Below are 18,474 nucleotides of genomic sequence, written 5' to 3' on the forward strand. Positions count from 1 at the left end.
CCAGGCCACCGGTACTACCAAATCGTTGGGTTATCCATTAAAATTCAGGCCGCAGTGCTTAGTTGTCGGCTAGTGTGTAGGTAACTGTAACTGTTGTACTTCCAGAGCGAAGGTTTGCGTAGTTGGCGTCTGCCGAGGTAAATGCGTAAGTAAGCTGGTGACCGTTGTTGGGACCTGAAACCGTATAGGCGCTGCCGATACCGTTGATCAGCGTCTGATCCGCAGCAGTAAGGTTGAAGCCGGCAGTGGGTGTTCCTTTCGTACCCGCACCGGTTGCAGCTGCAGCGGCGATCAGGTGGATATCCACGCCATTCACGAGTGCGCTTGATTTTACATCCACACGCTTGGTTGTGGTACCCGTCTGTATCGACGAGTAGTTGAGCCATAATGTGTTGTTGTTGGCCGGGGCGGAGATTTTGTCACCTGCTTCAAGCGGTGTAGGCTGTGTAAAAGAAGCAGTAATGTTTTTGGTTCCGGATGTTTCAAGATCCAGCAGGGCGACCGTAGGAATTTCGACTGTAATCTGGTGGTTGTCCGTGTTTGTGTCCTGTGCAGATGACGAAAATGAAAAACCAAGCGAGAGTGCAAACAGCAAAACAGAGGTAGAAACCTTAAATCCTTTTTTCATAAAATGTTTGATTGTTGATTGATTGTGTACTATAAGCTGTACAAAAGCTTACACAAATGTAGAATAAAGTTTACAAACTGCAAAGTTGTACTGAAATTATTTTTACAGTTTGTCGTAAAAACAACTATTTTTTGCCCTCATTCGCTCCAATCGTACAATTTGCTCTTGTATTTGGCTGCTACGCACACTGCAGAAATTTTGAATTTTAAAGAACCGGGATTTTTACCCGTTTGCTGGCACGGAAAAACCGGCCGGGCGCAGCACCTTTCTTCATGATTGTTTAACAGGACTTTTCAAAAAACGTCAGCGGGTGCCATTAGCTTTGCTGCCCCGCCCTGCGGGATGTCTTTTTTAATGTTGTCCGATGAAAAAATTATTGCTCCTGTTACTTTGTGCCAGCCTGAGCGCCTCCGCACAATCGTCTTTACCCTATACCACCGCCCGCGCGCATTCGCATAATGATTACGAGCAGCCTGTTCCTTTTTACACGGCCTACTACCAGCATTTCGGGTCTGTGGAGGCGGATGTTTTTGCACAGGATGATTCCCTGTACGTTTCGCATGAGACTGCGGGCATTTCGGATGCGCGTACGCTCTCCAGGCTGTACCTGGACCCGCTCGCCGGGCTGATCCGGAAAAACAAGGGTGCATTGTACACCGGCGACAAGCAGGAACTTCAGCTGCTCATTGACCTTAAAACATCCGCTGCGTCCACCATGCCCATCCTTGTGCGGGAGCTGCGGAGGTATGAGGACATACTCGCTCCCAAAGGTCCGGTCAGGATCGTGCTCAGCGGCAATACGCCGTCACCTGCTGAATTTGACAACTTCCCCGCCTACATTTTTTACGATGGCCGGCCTGAGGTGGCTTACACGCCCGCTCAGCTCGCGCACGTGGGACTGATCAGCCAGGCTTTTAGCAAGTACACCAGGTGGAACGGAAAAGGCGTGCTGACTGCTCCGGATAAAGCTGCCATAACCGGGGTCATCACCCGGGTACATGCCCTGGGCAAGCCGGTACGGTTCTGGGCTACTCCTGATCATGTCAATGCATGGAAGATGCTCATGAACCTGGGCATCGACTACATTAATACCGATCATGTGGAGGAGCTTGGTGCCTACCTGCGCGCACGGCCCCAGGCCGAATTTACTTTTTCGCAGCCCTATGCAACCTACAAACCTGCGTACCGCAATAATGACGTCCGCACGGAGGTGAAGCATGTAATCCTGCTCATCGGGGACGGGATGGGGCTGGCGCAGATTTATGCGGGACTGACGGCCAACCGGGGCCAGCTGAACCTGGCCAAATTCCTGAACATCGGTTTTTCAAAAACCAATGCATCGGACAGCTACATTACGGACTCGGCCGCGGGTGGTACAGCCATGGCCACAGGCAAAAAGACGCGCAACCGGGCCATAGGCGTGGACACCAACCTGGTAGCGGTACCCAACCTACCCGAAAAGCTGAAAAAACACGGTATCCGCTCGGCGGTGATTTCGGCCGGTAGCATTACCGATGCCACGCCGGCGGCATTTTACGCCCACCAGCCCTACCGCGAAATGGAAAAGGAAATTGCACATGACTTCCTGAAATCGTCGGTTGATATCCTGATCGGCGGGGGAAAAAGCGTGTTTGAGAGCGAAAAGATGGCGGATTCACTTCGGGCCCGTAGTGTGAAGTTTTCGGGTCAATGGGATGACCTGGCAAAAATGAAGGCACCCTTTGTGCTGCTGGACGATGCCAAAACCGTATCCGTACAGAAAGGCCGGGGCGAGTTCCTGATCCCTGCATTGCAGAAGGCTTATCAGGAGCTGCATACGGGCAGGCCGGGTTCATTTATCATGGCAGAGGGTGCACAGATCGACTACGGCGGTCACGCAAATGTAGTGTCGTACGTGGTGTCAGAAATGACGGACTTTGACCAGGCGGTCGGGGAGGCGATGAGGCTGGCAGACAGCGACGGCAAAACCCTCGTGATCGTCACCGCAGACCACGAAACCGGCGGGCTCACCCTCCTCGACGGTGACCTGCAAAAAGGGTATGTGGACGGACATTTCAGCACCAATGACCATACCGCGATTATGGTACCCGTGTTTGCCTACGGCCCGCATTCGCTGGATTTCCGCGGTACGTATGAGAATACGGAGATCTATGAGAAGATTCTTGCGATCCTCACCCGGTACAGCAAAAAGTAGGGACGGATTGGCTCTCTAAGCATACAGCGGCTGGTGATATGGCAGGCGCGCACATTTCCTTTTAGCAGCATTTGTGTTGCCAAAGGGTAGGAGATAGGATATTTTTTTCAGGGGAGTAAAAAAAATTTGTAACAGTACTACTGATCTAAGTTACATTTTAGCTACATTTGTATAGTAGTAATTCTATGAAGCAAAACCTTTCTCTTTATGGATGCAACTTTACAAATTTTGATGCCCTCGTTCTTCCTGACATTTGTCGTCCTGGTCATTATCAACCTGGTTAGGCTTTTCAGGACCTCCGACGAGGATTAACCGGATCACACACACGAATTCCGATACGACGCGCACACATTATATAGATCTTTTAGTAGTAGTATTCCAGATGGTACCCGGCAGTGGACATTGATCCGTGCCGGGTATTTGTTTACCTATCAATGAACAAAAATGCTGGTGCGGCAGGGTTTTTAGAGAGGTTGCATTGACAGTTGACGTAATTGCCCCTCATTTTGTCGCAAGCGGCATCTGCACTCCTGGCAAAGTCTTAGGACCTTTGTCAGGAACATCATTCCACCAAAAACCTTAAAAAAATGGAAAGTCCTGCACAGAAGATCACCGTCCAAACCGAAATTCAGGCACCTGTTGAGAAAGTATGGGAAATGTTTTCGGGCCCGGAACATATCACCCAATGGAATGCAGCTTCGGACGACTGGCACTCGCCCCATGCCGAGAACGACCTCCGGCCGGGTGGCAGCTTCAAAACGCTTATGGCTGCCAGAGACGGTAGTTACAGCTTCGATTTTGCCGGGGAATATGTGGCCGTAGAGGAGCACCGCCTGATCGAGTACAACCTGGGCGACGGCCGCAACGTAAAACTGGAATTCACTTCCGGGGACGGATCTACAAAGCTGGTCGAAACGTTTGATCCGGAGCGTACGAATCCTATTGAAATGCAGCAAAACGGCTGGCAGTCAATCTTGGATAACTTTAAAAAATACGTGGAGTCACACTGAACAACTACTTTGCCGCCTGTCCGGCCCCGAGTTACCAGACGCCGCCCCCAGCCGGGGCGGCGTTTTTTTGTGCGGAACAATTGTAAGTTTTACAATTCTAACTGCGCGTATCTTCTTTCTCTAATGCGTTCCGAAGAATATTACATAAAGACTTTGTTCTTTTTTTAACAAAATGTTATGAGAAAGGGAGAAAATTCAAAATTGTTTAAAATAGAACATTACTTCGTGCTTGCTTGCGCCTTTGTAAAGATGAGTATTAGTGCGTCGTGGAAATTGTAATCCCGGCAACTTGTACTGACGAAATCCTTATTCTCAATGTCCATCCAAAAACCTTTAAAAAACGATGAATAAATTGTATGATTCCGGCTAGCCTTTCCAGAGAAGCGCTTTTGATCAGCCCCCCGAGGGCTACATTGATTTTCCTAATCCTTTTAAATCCTAACTCATAACCTATAAGCTATGCATTACAAGCTACAAGTCACGTTACGACTTTTCCTGCTCGTAGCCCTGCTTCCTACATTGTTTCCCGCGTTTGCAGGGGAAACTGCCCGGCGCGAACTGACCATCAAAGGTACCGTCGTATCTACCGAGAAAGAACCGCTGCCAGGGGTCAGCATCGTTGAAAAAGGTACCAACAAGGGTACCACTACCGATGTGAACGGAGAATTTACCATCAACCTGAGTACACCGGGCAGCACCCTTATTTTCAGCTTCATCGGGTACGCTACCAGAGAGGTGGTAGTGGATGCCGCCGGTACCCTCGACATCGTACTTGAGTCCGATGCCCGCGGGCTGGACGAGGTGGTAGTAGTGGGTTATTCGGCTAAAAAAGCCCGCTATCTTTCCAGTTCGGTGTCAACCATCAATAACGAAAAACTGCGTGATGTGACTTCCAATGAGCTGCCCAACCTGCTGCAGGGAAAAGCGCCGGGTGTGGTTGTATCCACCAACTCAGGAGACCCGACCAGTCCTGCCCGCGTGGTAATCCGCGGATCGGGTACGATTTCGGCAAGCAGCTCACCCCTGTATGTGGTGGACGGAAACATTGACGGTACCTACAATCCTGTGGACGTGGAGAATGTGACGGTGCTGAAAGACGTAGCAGCCACAGGCCTGTACGGCTCCCGGGCTGCCAACGGGGTGATCATTGTCAATACCAAAATGGGCAAGGCCGGGAAGACCGAGATCAATTTCAACAACACGCTGGGCTGGGCGCAGGCTACAACAGGCAACTTCCGCTTGATGAATGCGCAGGAACTCTACGACTTCCAGAGCACCTTCAATCCGCGTGATCCTTCTGTTTTGAAAAATAATACGAACTGGTGGAACGAGGCTTTCAGGACTGCATTTGTCAATAACCACAATGTCTCCATCTCCGGCGGTTCGGACAAGACGACTTTCTATGTGTCGGGCAACTATTATAAGGAGCAGGGAACCGTGATTCAAAATGACAAAACAGGTTATAATTTCCGGACAAACCTGCGTTCGCAGCTCACCAACAGGCTCACGGCCGCGGTACTTTTTAATGCCCAGTATACCCGCGACAACTACCAGAACAGCAATACGCTTTACGATGCATATACCAACCTGCCCTTTGACCCTGCCTACGAAAATGGTGTGCCTACCGATGGCCGTTCCTATCCGAACTGGCTGGGCCGCGACCGGGAGAACTTCCTGCAGTCCATTCAATATAATTATGCAAATGCCCGGAGCCTCAGAACGAGCCTGGACGTAAACCTGGACTATGATCTGACAGACAAGATCACGTTGTCCAGCTATAACCGCGCCAATTTCGGGAATGCGTCGGGTGCTACCTACTACGACCGCCGGACCAAGCAAGGCGGTGCCAATGGGGGAGAGCTTTATAATAATAATAACAACAACTACCGACTGCTGACATCCAACCGGATCCGTTACTCGGAAGATTTCGGAAAACACAGTCTGACCCTGCTGGGCGTAGCCGAGGCTGAGACCTCCTTTGCGGAGTACAACACGACTTCGGGCAAAGGGTTGCCTGCCGGCCAGGATGTACTTTCTGTTGCGACGGATATCCTGGTATCTCCCACGGGCTACAATGAGCAGGTGGCATTCCGGAAGTTTCTTGGCCAGGCCGATTACAATTATGACAACCGCTACTTCCTGGTAGGTTCGCTGGTCAATGAGTTTTCTTCCTTGTTTGGGAAAAACAATTCGACGGCCAACTTCTTCCAGCTGGGTGCCTCGTGGGTGCTGACGAACGAAAATTTTCTTAAAAACAACAAGGTGCTATCCTTTGCCAAGCTGCGCATGAGCCATGGTACGGTGGGTAATGCAGCAATCCCGAACTTTGCTTCCCTGGGATTGTACACCATTTCACAATCAGCCAGCTATGCCGGCGTGCCCGGTGCCCAGCCATTTCAAAAAGGCAATCCCAACCTGACCTGGGAGAAGATCCGCGCATCCAACCTTGGGGTGGACATCAGTCTGTGGAGCCGGATAGACCTGGCGGTGGATATTTACAATAAAAAATCGGAGGATCTGCTTTACCAGAAGCCCCTGACCGCAACAACCGGGTACAGCTATGTATGGGTAAATGCAGGTTCGGTACGCAACCGGGGAATCGAGTTCAGCCTCACGTCCACCAACCTGACAGGCAAGCAGCTTACCTGGGAAACCAACTTCAATATGGCGCTCAACCGCAACAAGATCCTTGAACTAAGCGGCGGGGCGGCTACTTTCCGTCCGGGCAACCGTTTGCCGCTGGCAGCAGGGCACGATATGGGCGAGTTTAACCTGCCGGTATGGGCGGGTGTGAATCCCGAAAATGGCGACCCGCAATGGGAAAAGCTGGTGACGGATGCCAATGGAAATGTAACCAGAGAGCTTACCAGTTCGTACAGCTCCGTACAGACGGCACAATCCCGGCAGTTTACCGGAAAATCCACCAATCCCAAATTTACGGGCGGATTGACGAACACATTGACCTACAAAGGATTCACGTTCTCGGCGTTCCTCAATTTTGTATATGGCAACTGGGTTTACAATGAAAGCCGCGCCTATTTCGACAACGACGGCTTGTATGAAAGCTATAATCAGATGATACTGGCCGACGGCTGGTCGCGCTGGCAGAAGCCGGGCGACGTTGCCACTCACCCGAAACCGATCGTAGGTGGTAACAAGGATTCCAACCAGTCATCGACCCGGTACCTAGAAGACGGAAGCTTCATCCGCCTCCGCAATGTGCGCCTGGGCTACAACATCCCGGTGAATGTAATGCGTCGTATTGGTTTCTCGCGCGCCAACATTTTTGTGAGTGCCGATAACCTGTGGACCGGAACGAAGTTCAGCGGACCCGATCCTGAGGCTTCTTTTTCCTTTGAGGATACGCCGGGCAATTCCAGCATCAAATATCCGATCAGCCGCAAGGTGCTCATCGGAGTCAACTTCACATTGTAATCATTTCAGGCAGATATGAAATTTATCAAATCAAAACTGGTACTGGCACTCGGACTGATGTCGATGCTGTCCTGCGAACAATACTTTGATCCGACAACCAACATCGATGAAACCACTGCGCTGACCAACCCGTCAGACGTGCAGACGGTGACCATCGGCACCTATGCGTTTTTAAACAAATCGGCATACGTGTACAGCGGCCACATTATGATGGAGTATCCCAGTGACGAGATTGCCCAGGGACAGATTTCCGGCAATGATTTTACGCGCGTTTACCGGTATACCCACATTAATACTTCCACCCATGCCACCAATTACTGGAGCCAGTGCTACAAGATCATCGCGGCGGCCAACAAGGTGATCGGGTTTGTTCCCAGCGATGCGTCGGCCGAGCTGGCTCAGCTTAAAGGGGAAAACCTCTACCTGCGGGCCATGGCGCATTTCAATATGGTGCGGATGTTTGGCAGGCCTTACCCGCAGAACAACGGCAATAACCTGGGCGTACCGATTCTGCGCGACGGACTGAGCGATGATGAGGTGACCAAGCTTCCAAGAGCTTCGGTGAAGGAAGTGTATGATTTTGTGATCACTGACCTGCTCACGGCCGCAGACCTGATGACGGTAAAAAAGAGCAACATATATGCTTCGAAGGAAGTGGCCTATGCCTTGCTTTCAAAAGTGTACCTGTTTATGGGCGACAATGCGAATGCCCTGAAGTATGCCAACCTGGTAATTGACAGCGGCAGGTATAGCTTGCTTTCGTCGGCCAACTATCCGAGCTATTTCAAAGGTGTGCCTGAAAATAATACCGAAACGATTTTTGCAGTGCGCCACACCAGCGTGCAGATTGCCGAAATCGGTACCATGTACATCAGTTCCGACCGGTCGGGTACGCCGCTGGCGCAGGGAGTGAGCGGCTGGGCAGAGCTGTATGCTTCTCAAAAGTATATCGACTTCCTGGGCAAGCATCCGGAGGATCTGCGGAAATCGTTCATTACCCCTTACGTCCTGAACGGAGAGCTGCAAACCAACAAAAAGCTCACGCCGGCGACGCCGATGTATTACATCAACAAGTACACGCTGCAGGATAATGTGATCAATGCTTCATCGCCCGTTTACCTGCGCCTGGCAGATATTTACCTGATCAGGGCAGAGGCAAATGCAAAGCTGGGCAAGACTACGGATGCGCTGGCCGACGTGAACCTGATCCGTACCCGTGCCGGACTATCCGGAACTGCATTGTGGACGACCGCGAACGTGGCAGCAGCGGGCAAAACGATCCTGGATGTGGTGCTGGAAGAACGTTTTCTTGAACTTGCATTCGAGGGACACCGCATTTATGACCTGTTCCGTAATAACCTGCCGATGGTCAGGAATTATCCGGGCACGCATTCACAAAACAATACACCAACTACCGACACCCGCCAAACGGTACTCCCAACCGACGCACGGGCAGTATTCTTTATTCCACAAAACGAGGTGGATCAGAATAAGAACCTGGTGCAGAATCCGTAAGGGAAGAGCTTGATTCGGATTAAAGCGTCCATCTCGCTTTGAGCAAGGTTTGGAGCGATTACTTGGTTTGTGAACGTTGCGGTTTGAGCAGGAACGTTATTTCGGTGGCCGCGTCTGCCCTTCGACTCCGCTCAGGGTGACAAAGGTCGAGGTAGCAGGACGTTTGCTAATGCAAGAGGTAGCAGTTCGCATTGAACTGCTACCTCTTTTACTATTGTATCAACGCACCCTCTCGCTAACCATTGTCACCCTGAGCGGAGTCGAAGGGCAGATGCGGCCACCATGACGTACTTACAACCAATATGGCCCTCAAAGAAAGTCTACCGGCAACCGCGGTCAACTATCCGGGCACGCATTCACAAAACAATACACCAACTACCGACACCCGCCAGACGGTACTCCCAACCGACGCACGGGCAGTATTCTTTATTCCACAAAATGAGGTGGATCAGAATAAGAACCTGGTGCAAAATCCGTGAGGGAAGAGCTTGATTTAGATTAAACGCCTTTGTCGCTTTGAGCAAGGTTTGAAGCGGTTACTTGGTTTGTGAACGTTGCGGTTTGGGCAGGAACGTTTTGCTGGTGGCCGCATCTGCCCTTCGACTCCGCTCAGGGTGACAAAGATGGGGAAAGGGTACCAGAACGTTTACTAAAGTAAAAGGTAGCAGTTCATCATGAGCTGCTACCTTTTTTACTATATTATTAACGCACCCTCTCGCCACCATTGTCACCCTGAGCGGAGTCGAAGGGCAGATGCGGCCACCATGGCGTACTTACAACCAACATGGCCTTCAAAAAAGCTTACCGGCAAGGCAGCCAACTTTAAAAGCGATTCACACGGCAACCGCGCCTGCAAAAAACCTACTTCCCCTCCTTCACCAAAACCCCCGGGTAAAGCACGCCATCTGCCGATGGAAATTCGATTCCCAGCAACTTGGCGATCAGCGGGGCGATGTCCTGCAGGCTCATCTCCGGGATTACTGCGCCGGGCTGTATGCCTTTGCCGAATGCCACGAAGCCAGTCTGGATTTCTTTAAAGTCGGGGAAAAAGCCGTGGGTGCCGCCACTGGCAGCACGGATGAATTCGCCCGTAGCAGCCGTACTGAATGTGAACCCCTGCCTGGGCGCGAGTGCCAATGCCGCATTCGGGTCGGCACCGACGGCATCCAATGCGGCCCGGTCTTTGATTTCGAATGTGCTGCGCTGGGCGACAGGTAGTTTCTCCAATGCCGCCTTCACTTTTTCCAGCGTCTGTTTGTCGTTTTTATCTTTCAAATGCAAAAATGAAGAACCGCCCGACGCATGGAAATAGGCCTTCCAGTTACGCTTGGCGGCCGGATCATAAATGCCCGCCTGCGCCAGCAGCACATTGGGCGAGAGGGACGAATGAATGTCGACGAAACCATGGTCGCCAGTGACGATCACCGTCGTTTTATCTTTGATCCCGGCCTTCTCAATGGATTCGAGGATGGTTTTAATGTTGCGGTCTACGCCCGAAAGTGAGGAGCGGACTTTATCACCATCGCGACCCTGCTCGTGCTCAAAGTGATCCACCGCGACCAGGTGCACCGCCAGGAATGCAGGTTTGTATTTGCGGATGATGTAGCCGCTGATGCGCGCATTGTTTTCGTCAATGCTCAGGTAGTCGCCGTCGAAATCGATCTCCTCCAGCTTGCCGGTTGCATTTTGCTGTACTTCTTCAAAAAAACCTTTCGGATTGGCTTTGTCGGACAATGCATGCATCATATCGCGCTTCTCGCCTTTGTTTTTGGGCAGGTACCAGAACTCGGGAATGTTGTAGCTGGCGGGCCCGCCCACCGATACCGGCCAGAAAACCGAGGCTGTCACCAGCCCTTTTTCTTTTGCCGCACTAAAAATTGTAGGCACCTTGATGGTGCTGTAATCCCAGAGCCAGTTGCCCGTCACCTCCAGCGGCTCCGACGGCGTATTGTAATGCACGCCATGTTTGAGCGGTTTCACGCCGGTAATCATGGTAGTATGGGAAGGGTAGGTGACCGTCGGGAAAACCCCGGTAACACCATCCGCATACGCCCCGGTCTTCATCGCCTGGTGCAAATTCACCATCGACCAGGATGCATCTTTATAAAATTCCGGCCGCAAGCCATCAATGCTGATCAGGACAACATGTGAGTCCTGGGCGGAGGCGGCACCGAAGGTGCAGGCGAGGGTTAGCAGGGTTAGGAGGCTTTTCATGTTTAGTTTTGAATGAGTGAATGATTGAATGACTGAATACTGTTCAGTTTTGAGTGAGTGAGTTAGTGAGTGAGTGAGTAATTCGATTTTGATTGACTGAATGCCTAACCTTTGTCACCCTGAGCGGAGTCGAAGGGGGGAGTCGCCACAGCGTGTGAATAACCCCTTTGTCACCCTGAGCGGAGTCGAAGGAGGGAGTCGCCGCAGCGTGTGAATAAACCCTTGTCACCCTGAGCGGAGTCGAAGGGGGAGTCGCCACAGCGTGTGAATAAACCCTTTGTCACCCTGAGCGGAGTCGAAGGGGGGAGTCGCCGCAGCGTGTGAATAAACCCTTGTCACCCTGAGCGGAGTCGAAGGGAGTTTGAGCGACCCGGCCCGAACTCCCTTCGACTCCGCTCAGGGTGACAAAAAGGTGTGGTCAGACAATTTGGTGGCAGGCAAGTTATGTCACGTTACTTCAAACAACGCCTGACAATTCCTGACAACCCCTGACCATTCCTGACAATCCCTGACCACACCTTCCCCCTTCCTCCTTCCTCCCTCAATTAAAACCCATACCGCAACCCAATCTGAATCTGGTAAGGGCTGCCGTTCAGGCTGGAAACGCCGGTTCCGTTGCTCATACCGTAGCCGTAGCGCTTCGCTTCCGGATCGAATGAGCGGATGGTGTACAGGTTTTGCTTGCTAAGGTTGGTTCCTACACCCCAGTCTTTGTTGAGCAGGTTGGCAACATTGAAAATATCAACAGATGCCTCAATGCCGTGGCTTTTGTAGAAGTTGAACTTTTTGGCCAGTCTCAGGTCAAATACCCCATAGAAGCCATTGATACCGCCATTACGCTCGGCCATTTTGCCCATGTCGCGCATAATGTAATCCTTGATGCTCTGCTCTGCTTCCGGGTTGTTCAGGATCGTATTGATACCGTCGCGAATGTTTTGCGGCGTTTCGGCACTGTTCGGGTCGTAGATGTAGGGCAGGTCATTGGACGAAACAAAGTCACCGTTCATATTGCCATTCACAGCCAGCGAGTAGCGCGTTCCGCCGATGCCGGAGTAGCGCAGGCCAAGGGTCACACCCCAGATGCTCGGCGCGGTTCCGTAGAATACCACTTTGTTGCGGAACTGGTTATTGGCATACGTCATGCGGCTCAGATCGCGCGGATCATCATTTACCATCAGGTCAAGCGTTGCGGTGTTAGCCACGTTTCCATTGTAGGAAGTGTTGTCCTTGGAGTCGTTCCAGGTGTAGGAGAACGAAATTTGTCCGTCCCTGAAATACCGGTAAGTACCATCAATCACGAGTGCATACTGGTTCTTTTTACCCTCGCTGACCAGTTCAAGCACGCGGCCTACTTTGGTCGTTTTGCGGCTGTTCAGCCAGTTGGTGGCACCATTGGCTTTGTTAATAGACTCTGCCGGAACATATACCCCACGGTTTGCTTCTGCCGCAATGCGGAAGTACGGATCTTCCACCATGTTACGGTCTACATACATATAGTTGTTGCGCGCCCAGGAAGCATAACCGCTCACACCGATACGGAGACGGTCGCTGAAAAAGTGGTTGTACGATAGGTTGGTTTTGTAAAGAACCGGGATTTTTGCGTTCGCATTGTTCATGTTGATCGTGATCAAACGCTCGATGCCGGGCGTGTTAAACAGGTCGGCGCCGGGAGCAGTTGCCGGGTTTTCGCGATACCCTGGGAAGTTGGGCTTAGGCACCAGCGAACCCTGGATTTCCACAGCCGCCACTTTGGTACCGTCAAACAGCATGTTGTTGATCATCGAGTACGGGTTCAGTTGCGAACCGAATATACCAGCGCCAAAACGGACAATGTCTTTGCTCTGCTCGTTCACGTCCCAGGTAAACTGTACGCGTGGCTGCAATTGGGTCGTATTGATTTTGTTATCCGTACGCAGGTTCAGTTCGTCGTAAACCACCTGGCTGAAATTCGCTTTTTTCAGGTATTGGGTGTTGTCCAGGCGCAAACCTGCCATCATGTCCAGTCCGCGGGCGAGTTTGGTATCCATTTGCGCATACAAACCCGTCGCCAACGAATTCACGATCGAGCTTGGATCGGCCAGAAGATTGATCTCGCGGGCATAGCGGTAGGGCGTCAGGTTGTTGAAGTTTTCAAGACCTGTGAAATAAAAACGTCCGTTCATTTCGCTGCCGTACACCGACTTCATGCGGTTGAACATCACGTCGATACCGAAGGTAAAGTTGATTTTGCCCGTGTTGTAGTACAGGTTGTTCACAGCCTGGTATACCTGTCCCCTGAACCATTCCGGAGAAAAACGCTGACCACCGATCTGGATGGACGTGATGTAGTTGTTTGTGCCCGAAGTAGAGTTGATGTTTTCAACAATCGCGCGCGGAATGCTCGCAGAAGGCAGCTCCGAGCTCGGGATCACGGCTTCGTACTGGTAAAAATGCTGTACTTTCAGTTCGTTCGTGATCTTGGGGTTCACGATCGTACGCAGCGACGCCATGAGGCTGTTGTTGAAACGCTTGCGGTCAATGTACGATTCGTAGGCATTGATCGCCGTGTTGTCACCCTCCGACAGTTTGTCGTTTTCGGCGATCAGGTTGTTGCGGAGCGTCAGCAGGTTTTTGGAGTTCAGCTGCCAGTCGATTCTTGCAAAAATCGCGTCAGTGCTTTTTGTCTTACCAAACGAACCAAACTGCGGACCATCGGACACCCCGTACTTCGATCTCGCAATGTCAAGAAATTTGTCCAGCGTCTCCTGGGTCACACGGTTGGCCGCCACGTCAGCATCCGATTGGAGGTTGGCGATAAAAAGAGGACGCGAGTCCGCCTGGTGGTCCCACGCCACGAAGAAATGCGCTTTGTCTTTTTTCAATGCACCGCCCAGGGAAAGGCCAAACTGGTTGGTAGAGAAATCCTGTGTCCGCTTGTTTCCTCTCAGGTCGTATTTGCTTGAAAGCCAGTCGGCACGTGTGAAGTTGAACACGCTCCCGGTAAGCTGGTTGGTACCCGATTTGGTCACCGTACTGATCGTACCGCCACCCGCGCGGCCCAGCGTCACATCGTATTCATTGGTCACCACCTTGAACTCGCGGATCGCCTCCATTGAAATCGCGTAGTCGCCTCCCGTAGAACCACCCGCAATCGTACTGCGGGAAGTCATGCCGTCGATCGTGAAGTTGGTCGAGGATTGCAGCTGTCCGCCAAGGCTGGTACCATTGCTCAGGGGCGACAGGTCGATCAGCGAGGTGAAGTTACGGCCGTTTACCGGCAGCTTGGTAATGTCTTTTGCAGTAATCGGCGTGGATGCACCCAGGCTCACAACCGTATTTCTCAGCGAGTTGGCTTTGATGTCCACGGCTTGGAGTTCCGTAGCGCTGTTTTCCAGTTCAAAATTAAGGCGCAGCTGGTCGCCCTGGTTAAGCGCATAGCCCGTTTTCCTCTGGTCACCAAAACCTACAAAAGTGACAGAAATAGAGTAGGGCGAACCCAGCGGAAGCTGCTTGATAATGTAATCTCCCTTTTCATCGGTGACGGTTCCCGCCTGAAAACCCGTCGATTCATTTCTCACAATCACCGTCGCGCCGGGGATCGGGCTGGCCTTTCCTTCCGTCACGCGGCCCACGATCGTGGCCTCATTTCCCTGGGCGTACGCATGCTGCCCGGCAAAAAGGAGGAGTGTCAGCAGCATAAAGCATCCTGTAATTAATCTTGTCATTTGCTGTTCGTTTTGTTTAAAAATTATCAAGCAGTGTGAATTTGCCTCTTCGGACAGGCGGGACCCTCCTGCACCGGAATCCGGTGAGGCTGGATGTTTGCTGGTAAAGTTTCCCGTCGTAAAAGAATGGTTAACGTACAGGTATAAACGCCAATCCGTAAAGCAGGGTCATCGCCGGGCCCGGGCGAGGTTTGAACGTAACCATTCAAAGGTGCTTAACAGGCCACAAATGTAGGCGGGCAATGTTACCGATGGGTTAAGCGGGGGTTATGCTTGGGTTAACTCGGGGACGGAATGTGGGCGCGAAGCGTGCCGGTTCTCAGGGGCATTACAAAGGTGTAAATTACGGTAAACATCCCTGCAAGGTCCGGGCTAAGAGGTGGTTACATTCCTGTTTATAGGTAAAACAACTTGCGGAATGGTTTAAAAGGATTAATTTAGTTAATTAAAAACTCGAAAAAATACAGCCCGGTGCATTACCGGTGCTCTCGATAATCATTCACTGCATGTTGAGTTCCTGGTTCAAATACGGCCTCATCGTTCCTGCCGCCGCTTTTCTGCTGTTTTCCTGCGATAAAAAACTGGATTTACCCGAAGATGTCGCCAGGGAAATGTCTGCGATTGCTGCGCCGGTAGACTATACCTATGATGTGAAGCCCATTCTTTCCGACCGGTGCTTTGCCTGCCACGGCCCGGATGCGAACCATCAGAAGGGGGATCTCCGGCTGGACGTGGCCAGGGTTGCTTACGGGAAAGAAGCCGAAAGCGGACTTAAGGCCATCAAGCCAGGAAAGCCGGGGAGCAGCGAGCTGGTACGGCGCATTCTGGCAGCCGACCCGGATGTAGTGATGCCTACGCCGGAGTCCCACCTTTCGCTTACGGCCAGGGAGAAGGCCCTGCTCATCCGCTGGGTAGAGGAAGGTGCCGTGTACAAGCCGCACTGGGCATTTACCAAAGCGACAATGCCCAAGCTGCCCGAGGTGAAGCATAAGGATTGGGTAAAAAATGATATTGACCGGTTTGTGCTCAAAAAACTGGAAGACAAAAAGATCAGTCCCTCGCCGGAAGCCGCCAGGACCACCTTGCTGCGAAGGGTATACCTGGACCTGACAGGCCTGCCGCCCACTCCCGAAGAGGTGCAGCGCTACCTGGCCGACCAGTCGCCCGATGCGTATGAAAAAGTAGTGGACAAGTTGCTGGCATCCCCGCATTTCGGAGAACATATGGCTACCCCCTGGCTTGACGCGGCCCGGTATGCGGATACCCACGGCTACCAGGACGACGGCCTGCGTACCGCCTGGCCTTTCCGCGACTGGGTGATCAATGCATTTAACAAAAACCAGCCTTATGACCAGTTTGTCACCTGGCAGCTTGCGGGTGACCTGCTGCCGCATCCCACCAGTGAACAGCTGGTGGCCACGGCATTCAACCGCATGCACCAGCAGAGCCAGGAGGGCGGGATCATTCCCGAAGAATACCGCGCGGCCTACGTCTCGGACCGGGTGGATACTTTTGGTAAAACCTTCCTGGGAATAACGGTGGAATGCGCGCGCTGCCACGATCACAAGTATGACCCGATCAGCCACAAAGATTATTATTCATTGTATGCTTTTTTCAACAACAACAATGAAAACGGGCAGATACCCTATAATGGAGAAGCCAGCCCGGCCATCACGCTCCCGACGCCGGAGGCAGCGGAAAAGCTGAAATTCATCCATCAGAACCTGGCCAAAGAGCAGGCAGTACTCAGTACCGCTGCTTCATCTGCTGAAAACCGCTTCCGCACCTGGCTTTCCACAGCGCAGGTGCAGCCTGAAAAGGCATTACCAGCCGGGAAGGCCAGCCTGATCGGTCACTTTACATTTGACGAACCCGCCGGGAAAGTGTTCCGTAACCTGGCCGATCCCAGGCAAAGTGCGACGGCTGAGGGTGACGACAGTCTTTCCAACACAGCATCGCGCGCGGGGCGGGTGGGGAAAGCACGTTATATATATGGTGAAAATGCCGTGAGCTTCCCGGACAAGTTTGCATTCTTCGAGCGTAACCAGCCTTTCAGCATCAGCATCTGGCTCAACCTCCACGATCCTTCGGTGAGCGGCTCGCTGCTGCATAAGTCCAACGGCGTCATGAACGGCTACCGTGGCTGGAATGTATTTCGTGAAAAAGACGGCACGATCAGGCTTACCATGAGTCATGTGTGGCCCGAGAATGCCATCGAGATCCAGACGCTCGAACCATTTCCGCTGAACAAATGGACACAGCTTGGATTTTCGTATGATGGTCTGAGTAAGGCTTCGGGACTGAAGTTATATGTAAATGGCCGCCCTGCCCGGATTGTCATTCACAATGATCACCTCACAGAAAGTATTCTTTTTGGTAAAAACAAAACGAACTGGTATGTAGATAAGCTGAACATTGGCCGCCTCTCGGACCAGCGTACCAAAAACTTTGAGGTGGATGAATTCAGAATCTACAATAAACCCCTGACCCTGCTGGAAATGCTGGGAATGTACACGCTGAAAGATGAGGTAATGAGCACGCTCAAAGTGCCGGCAGCTCAGCTGAAACCCGACCAGCTCGCCGCCTTGAAAGATTATTACCTTACAAACCTCGACCCGGATCACCGGCAGGCGCTGACCGCCACCCGGAAATTGATCGGAGAGGAGACTGAGATCATGGACAGTCAGATTGACGTGATGGTGATGCGGGAGCGAAAGTTCCCCCGCAAGACATTCATCCTCAACCGGGGTGCCTACGATGCGCCGGGAAAAGCGGTAACAATGGATACGCCCGACAGTTTTTTCAAGATCCCTGCAGGGTTTCCAAGAAACCGGCTCGGCCTGGCCAAATGGCTGCTGCATGAGGATCACCCGCTTTTTTCACGCGTGACCGTGAACCGGTTCTGGATGATGTACTTTGGAAAAGGGCTGGTCGTATCCAGTGATGACTTTGGAAATCAGGGCGAGCTGCCCACCCACCCGGAGCTGCTCGACTACCTGGCGGCTACTTTCAGGAAAACAGGCTGGAATGTGAAGGCAATGCAGAAGCTGATCGTCACTTCGGCCACTTACCGGCAGTCGTCCAACGCCCCGCAGCAGTTGAAGGAAGAAGATCCCGATAACCGGCTTTATGCCCGTGGCCCGAGCTACCGCATGAGTGCCGAGCAGATCCGCGACAATGCACTGGCATCAAGCGGGCTGCTTACACGACGGGTGGGCGGTAAAAGTGCTTATCCCTACCAGCCAGCAGGATTGTGGGAAGCCCTGGCTACGCGCAATGAAGTGACCTATAAGCAGCAACATGGTGACAGCCTGTATCGCCGTAGTCTTTATACAATATGGAAAAGGAGCTCGCCGCCTCCGATGATGCTGAACTTTGATGCAGCCGAGCGGCACTTTTGTGTAACCAGAAGACAAAAAACGAGTACGCCCCTGCAGGCGCTGGTCGTGATGAACGATCCGCAATTTGTGGAAGCATCGCGGGTACTCGCTCAGCGTATGCTGAAACAGGGTAAAACCCCTGACGAGCAGATCATCTTTGCATTCACCGCACTGACCGGCCGCAGTCCCGATCAGGCAGAGCGCGATGCATTGAAGGAGCTGTACAACCAGGAGTACGAGGCATTCAGCCACGATCCGAAGCGCGTGAAGTCGGTACTGGCGACCGGGGAGTATCCGGTGGATAAAACGCTGAACCCTGCCCGGCTGGCTGCGGGTACCATTGTGGCAAGTACGGTAATGAATTTTGATGAATTTCTGATCAAGCGATAACGAT

General features: G+C 52.2%; 9 protein-coding genes. 6 read left to right on the forward strand and 3 right to left on the reverse strand.

Annotated elements, in window-relative coordinates; translation table 11 throughout:
- Window positions 1-58 precede the first annotated feature (58 nt).
- A complete protein-coding gene (locus HWI92_RS02520; RefSeq protein ID WP_229248733.1) occupies window positions 59-628 on the reverse strand; it encodes a hypothetical protein in 570 nt (189 codons plus the stop codon).
- Window positions 629-992: 364 nt separating this feature from the next.
- Here HWI92_RS02520 and HWI92_RS02525 point away from each other — a divergent pair, with 364 nt between their 5' ends.
- From HWI92_RS02525 to HWI92_RS02545, 5 genes are all read left to right on the forward strand, one after another.
- Window positions 993-2,822: an alkaline phosphatase gene (locus HWI92_RS02525; RefSeq protein WP_204660635.1), complete on the forward strand. Its 1,830-nt coding sequence runs from the start codon at window positions 993-995 to the stop codon at window positions 2,820-2,822.
- Between the two features lie 587 nt (window positions 2,823-3,409).
- Window positions 3,410-3,832 carry an SRPBCC family protein gene (locus HWI92_RS02530; protein WP_204660636.1) on the forward strand — a complete coding sequence of 141 codons (423 nt, stop codon included), beginning with the start codon at window positions 3,410-3,412 and terminating at the stop codon, window positions 3,830-3,832.
- A gap of 459 nt (window positions 3,833-4,291) precedes the next feature.
- A complete protein-coding gene (locus HWI92_RS02535; RefSeq protein ID WP_204660637.1) occupies window positions 4,292-7,267 on the forward strand; it encodes a SusC/RagA family TonB-linked outer membrane protein in 2,976 nt (991 codons plus the stop codon).
- 15 nt (window positions 7,268-7,282) lie between these two features.
- Window positions 7,283-8,782: a RagB/SusD family nutrient uptake outer membrane protein gene (locus tag HWI92_RS02540; RefSeq protein ID WP_204660638.1), complete on the forward strand. Its 1,500-nt coding sequence runs from the start codon at window positions 7,283-7,285 to the stop codon at window positions 8,780-8,782.
- Between the two features lie 302 nt (window positions 8,783-9,084).
- Window positions 9,085-9,261 carry a hypothetical protein gene (locus HWI92_RS02545; protein ID WP_204660639.1) on the forward strand — a complete coding sequence of 59 codons (177 nt, stop codon included), beginning with the start codon at window positions 9,085-9,087 and terminating at the stop codon, window positions 9,259-9,261.
- Window positions 9,262-9,643: 382 nt separating this feature from the next.
- Here the strand turns inward: HWI92_RS02545 and HWI92_RS02550 are convergent, their stop codons facing one another.
- On the reverse strand, window positions 9,644-10,996 hold the full coding sequence (locus HWI92_RS02550; protein WP_204660640.1) for an alkaline phosphatase family protein: 1,353 nt from the start codon (window positions 10,994-10,996) through the stop codon (window positions 9,644-9,646).
- A gap of 545 nt (window positions 10,997-11,541) precedes the next feature.
- Complete coding sequence (locus tag HWI92_RS02555) at window positions 11,542-14,700, reverse strand: TonB-dependent receptor (protein ID WP_204660641.1); 3,159 nt, start codon at window positions 14,698-14,700, stop codon at window positions 11,542-11,544.
- Window positions 14,701-15,206: 506 nt separating this feature from the next.
- Here HWI92_RS02555 and HWI92_RS02560 point away from each other — a divergent pair.
- Window positions 15,207-18,470 (forward strand): DUF1553 domain-containing protein, encoded by a 3,264-nt coding sequence (locus HWI92_RS02560; RefSeq protein ID WP_204660642.1) that lies wholly within the window; start codon window positions 15,207-15,209, stop codon window positions 18,468-18,470.
- Window positions 18,471-18,474 lie beyond the last annotated feature (4 nt).

The organism is Dyadobacter sandarakinus (genome assembly GCF_016894445.1).
Taxonomy (GTDB): Bacteria; Bacteroidota; Bacteroidia; order Cytophagales; family Spirosomataceae; genus Dyadobacter; species Dyadobacter sandarakinus.

Coding starts and splice junctions, on each gene's coding strand:
- HWI92_RS02520 (WP_229248733.1), bottom strand. CDS start 628: ATGAAAAAAGGATTTAAGGTTTCTACCTCTGTTTTGCTGTTTGCACTC.
- HWI92_RS02525 (WP_204660635.1), top strand. CDS start 993: ATGAAAAAATTATTGCTCCTGTTACTTTGTGCCAGCCTGAGCGCCTCC.
- HWI92_RS02530 (WP_204660636.1), top strand. CDS start 3,410: ATGGAAAGTCCTGCACAGAAGATCACCGTCCAAACCGAAATTCAGGCA.
- HWI92_RS02535 (WP_204660637.1), top strand. CDS start 4,292: ATGCATTACAAGCTACAAGTCACGTTACGACTTTTCCTGCTCGTAGCC.
- HWI92_RS02540 (WP_204660638.1), top strand. CDS start 7,283: ATGAAATTTATCAAATCAAAACTGGTACTGGCACTCGGACTGATGTCG.
- HWI92_RS02545 (WP_204660639.1), top strand. CDS start 9,085: ATGGCCCTCAAAGAAAGTCTACCGGCAACCGCGGTCAACTATCCGGGC.
- HWI92_RS02550 (WP_204660640.1), bottom strand. CDS start 10,996: ATGAAAAGCCTCCTAACCCTGCTAACCCTCGCCTGCACCTTCGGTGCC.
- HWI92_RS02555 (WP_204660641.1), bottom strand. CDS start 14,700: ATGACAAGATTAATTACAGGATGCTTTATGCTGCTGACACTCCTCCTT.
- HWI92_RS02560 (WP_204660642.1), top strand. CDS start 15,207: ATGTTGAGTTCCTGGTTCAAATACGGCCTCATCGTTCCTGCCGCCGCT.